This window comes from Microcystis sp. LE19-41.2A (genome assembly GCF_027530405.1).
Taxonomy (GTDB): Bacteria; Cyanobacteriota; Cyanobacteriia; order Cyanobacteriales; family Microcystaceae; genus Microcystis; species Microcystis aeruginosa.
On the sequence record NZ_JAPZQJ010000336.1, the window covers coordinates 1 to 4,474 of the forward strand.

Here is a 4,474-nt window from a genome sequence, read left to right on the forward strand (position 1 = left end):
CTTAAAACCTGTCAGCTTTTTTGCCGCATCTTTCAAGCTTGATTTGATTTTTTCAGTCAGTTCAGTTACCATAGTTGAGAGTGGGAGTAACAAGTTGCTTCTCTAGTCTAGATGGTAATTTATTAATACGCAAGTCCCTAAGGTGACAGTTGAGGGTGCGGAATGTGGGTCTTAAATAAACTCTCTGTCGATGATCGCACTCAAGCGGCAGTGCTGGCCCTGCGGTCGGGATTAGTAGCTTAAAAAAAACCGGCACCCTAACCATATAGGATGCCGGTTCGGTCAAAACTAGAAACTAGACCTGGGCTGCCACTTTTGATTCGGCTGCCATTAGTTTTTCGTAGGTTTCACGCATTTTGAGACCGACCAATACTTGGAATAAACCCGTACCATTGGTAGAACCGGGATAATCCTTGTGTTTGAGCAGTAATTCCGTCATTTCACCGTAGTATTTAGTGCCGGTTTTGCTCAAATGGCTTTCGATGTAGATCATTTCTTCCAGGTTATCGAATTGACCATCTAGTTCCAGAATCGACACTTCATTTCCCAAAAATCCATCTGGACCATAGTAGAGTTTAATACCGGGATAAGTGCAGGTCAATTTACGACCACAGGGCCGCCAATCGATGGTGGAACCTTCATCAAACAGATAAGCGGGTTCAAAGTTTTCTACCCCTTCTTTCTGGATTAAACGGACCCGCAGTAATTTACTTTCGTGATCTTCAAGTAATTTGGTGGGCAGCACTTGAATCACCACGTCAGCGTACTGTCTTTGGGGGTCGATATAGGCACTGAAATCGGGTTTTCTAGAATTAATGGCCGCCATCACATCATCATAGGTGTGACCGCGCTCGGCCATATCCCGTTGAATTTTCCAGTTAACTTTGACTTCATCGCTAATATCGAGATAAACGCTGAAATCTAATAGGGCCCGGACTCGTTCATCATATAAGGGGTGTAGTCCCTCGATCACGATTACCTTATTCGGTTCGATGATTTCGGGGGGATCGATCATCCCCGTTTCATGATTATAAATAGGTTTATTAATGGCTTGACCTCCCTTGAGAGCTTTAATCTGCTCATACATCAGGTCAAAGTTATTCGCTTTCGGATTGAGTGCGGTGACACCCACCTCTTTTCTCTGTTTGCGATCGAGGCAATGATAGTCATCTAAACAGATCACTGTCATAAACTCAGCCCCGAATAAATCCGTCAAACGACGTAAAAAAGTAGATTTCCCACAGCCGGAGTCCCCAGCTACACCGATTAGAACCACGCGCTCTGGCTTATTGGCCATAGTTTCCCTCTAAATACACAACTAATTGTTAACCCATAGTAGTAATTAAACCAGACTCTGGATCCAGCAGCACCCCGCCGCCACAAATTTCTGCTGCTGACAGGTTCGGCAAGAGTCTCACGCTAGAATGAGTAGGTATTTGATACTAGATTCTCTGTTCAGATCATACCGGAATCAGTGACCAAAATCAGTTATCAGTTATCAGTTATCAGTTATCAGTAAACAGTGATCAGTGAAAGGACAGCACTGTTAACGCTCTTGGAGGGAGTCTGGCAAAAGTCTTACAGTCTCTAAACCCTAGCTCCCTTATGGGGTAAGCCTTCAAGCTATCGCTAACTAACAGAAACCCGAAATTTGAGTTTTTATTAGAAAAAAAGTTAGCGATCACTTGTCAACCAAGGGTTTCAGAATCTGGATTCCGTCGGGGATTTCCGAAAGTTCCAGAAGAGCGTTAAGTAGTCGTGCAAAATTAATTTCCTAGTGAAGATAGGCAAGGGGCAAGAGGCAAGAGGTGGTTAGATATGTGTAATTAATTTTGCTTAGGTACTTAATGCTATTTAGGGCTTGCTGAATAAATCTAAAAACCTTTTTGGATAAGGCTTTTAGACTTTTTTTCCCTCAAAAAGTGCCGACCATTGGAGTGATTGGGGGAAAATTCAGGTAATTTTTCCCTGAAAATTAGGTAATTGACCACCTGAAAATGGGTAAAACCCCACACCCCACACCCCACACCCCACACCCAGCCCCTAGGCAAAGCGTTTTGCCGCAAACCCTATTTACTCCTCCTTACTAAAAACCCAGATCTGATAACTGATCACTGATCACTGATTACTGACAGGCTGTGGTGGATGTGGAGAAATTTAGTCATTTCCTCCACTGCTAGAGGGCCACTGATGCGATTGCCTTGCATTCTCTCGCAACCTAATTCTTGCAGGATTTCTAATTGTTGTTGGGTTTCTACTCCCTTGGCGATCACTATTAAGTTAAAACTTTTCGCTATCGCCAGCAATGACGAGATAAAACGGGTATCCTGGGGATTATTACTCAGGTTTTTCGTTAAAGATTGCTCTATTTTCAGTTTTTTCACGGTAAATTGACCGAGATAGGCGATCGACGCGTAACCGCTGCCAAAATCATCGAGGGTGATCCCAATACCCAATTCCTGCAAATCCCCAAGAATTCGACCAGTTTCACGGCTATTTTCTAGTAAACTTGTTTCGGTTATTTCCATCTCCAGAAAGAAAGGCCCGATTTGGGTTTCAGTCAAGACTTCTTTGAGGATGGTGAGCAACTGGGGATCCCGCAATTGGTGCGGGGACAGATTGATCGAGATGGGAGTGTATAATAATCCTCGCTGCTGCCATATTTGTGCTTGTTGACAGGCATTTTTCAGCACCCAACGATTAAGCTCAAGGATTAACTCGCTTTCTTGGATTAAGGGTAAGAAACGATTAGGAGCGATTAATCCGAATTGAGGGTGTAACCAGCGCAATAATACCTCTAACCCTTCCACTTGTCCCTGAGTCATATTAACTTGCGGTTGATAGTAAAGAGCTAATTCATTATTTCTGATTGCCTGATAGAGAAAATATTCAACTTTAGAACTACGAGTATTTTTAGGGTGAACATTAACTGACTCTATCCTGGAGTTATTATTGATATTATTCTTGACCGCTACTAAATTTTCCTCCAGTTTCTGTAAAATTATTTTTCTGTCTGTGCCGACGGGGGGACAGATAACTGAACCTAAATTTAATCGCACGGCTAGGGAGTGATTTTCGATTTCGTAATTATTTTCTAGGGTTTTAAGAATTCTTTGACTAACTTTTTCCAGATCATTAGCCTTATTAATTTGTGGCAGCAGGATAATGAATTCGTCCCCTCCCCAACGAGCGACTATATCCCCCGATCTCAAATTTTTTCTTAACCGTTCACTGACGATTTTTAATAGCTTATCTCCCAGTCGATAACCTAGTCGATTGTTGACATTTCTTAGCCGCTCTACATCCACTAATAACAGACCGAGCAGTTGATTACTTTTCTGGGCATTATTAATAGCATTTGACAGATATTCATTAAAGATAGAACGGTTAGGCAAATTCGTGAGAGGATCTAGGAAAGATTCCTCTTGAGTCCTGTTATCAAAACTAATGGTCTGGGATGGGGAATGATGGAGAATTAGGGTACTTTTTGTGTGGAAGTTATCCCGGCTATAATTTGCTTCATTTTCCGTCAGATCCACTCGTAGCTGTCCTGAACTTTTAACTGGTGCTTGCTCTATTTTTTCTTGACTGGCTATTAAATGAAAACTGGCATTTATATCACAGCCAAAGTTAATTAAATCACCATCTTTTAATTCATGAACCAAGCATTTAGACCCATTGACATAAATACCATTATGACTTTTATTCCCCTCTAAATCACCATCAAGAATCCAATAGGAAAAATTTTGGCGATCAATACTCTTTTTAATTAAAGTCGCATGATAACGAGACGCATATTTGGAGCGAAGAACAATTTGATTATCGGACTTACGGCCGAGAGAATATTTCATGTCTTCTAGGGTAATTGTTCTTCTCCCTTGAGGATCTTCCACAATGAGGAGATAACGGGAATTGGATGAACCATTAATCATTTTTTCGGTACCTCGACAAAATATAAGTTAATATGCTCCCTCAAAAAGTCATGGCTTATTCGTCTTTGACTTAATTTATTTTCTCAATAAAGTGTTGGGTGTGATTCGGAACAGTTCCTTAACGGCAATTGCGTCACATCTTCTGGTTTCAAGGCCTGAGTAACCCAAAATCTTTGTACCTGTTCAAATTCTGTACTAGGCCGATTATAGTCGATAACATGGCTAAATGCTCGGTTTTTGATGGTAAAGATTGGATAAAGGTTCGCTCTTCAAGCTGTCGAGGGGATATTTATAAATATAACTTAAGAAGGAATAGCCAGCATCAAAATTATCTCAAACTAACTGTACCCCTAATTCCTTGGCTTAAAGCTGACCCCGCTTTTAGGGGGTCTTAACGAGTAATTTAGATAGGGCTTGCTGAATAAATCTAAAAACCTTGTTGGGTAAGACTTTTAGACTTTTTGTCAATCAAAAAGTACCAGTTGTGGGAGAGATAGGGGGAAAATTCTGGGACTTTTTCTCTGAAAATTAGGTAATTGACC

The 4,474-nt window shown here is 41.3% G+C and carries 2 protein-coding genes and 1 pseudogene; 1 reads left to right on the forward strand and 2 read right to left on the reverse strand.

Going from position 1 to position 4,474, the window contains the following annotated elements; genetic code table 11:
• Nucleotides 1-168: 168 nt before the first annotated feature.
• Nucleotides 169-243 (forward strand): annotated as a pseudogene (locus O9290_RS13865) (DNA-binding response regulator); the annotation flags it as partial.
• Nucleotides 244-295: 52 nt separating this feature from the next.
• Here the strand turns inward: O9290_RS13865 and O9290_RS13870 are convergent.
• Nucleotides 296-1,297 carry a phosphoribulokinase gene (locus tag O9290_RS13870; protein ID WP_288057115.1) on the reverse strand — a complete coding sequence of 334 codons (1,002 nt, stop codon included), beginning with the start codon at nucleotides 1,295-1,297 and terminating at the stop codon, nucleotides 296-298.
• 814 nt (nucleotides 1,298-2,111) lie between these two features.
• Entirely contained in the window at nucleotides 2,112-3,932 is a 1,821-nt protein-coding gene (locus O9290_RS13875; RefSeq protein ID WP_288057118.1) for an EAL domain-containing protein, read from the reverse strand.
• Nucleotides 3,933-4,474 lie beyond the last annotated feature (542 nt).

Excerpts from the sequence above, each read along its gene's own strand:
- O9290_RS13870 (WP_288057115.1), bottom strand. The coding sequence starts at position 1,297 with ATGGCCAATAAGCCAGAGCGCGTGGTTCTAATCGGTGTAGCTGGGGAC.
- O9290_RS13875 (WP_288057118.1), bottom strand. The coding sequence starts at position 3,932 with ATGATTAATGGTTCATCCAATTCCCGTTATCTCCTCATTGTGGAAGAT.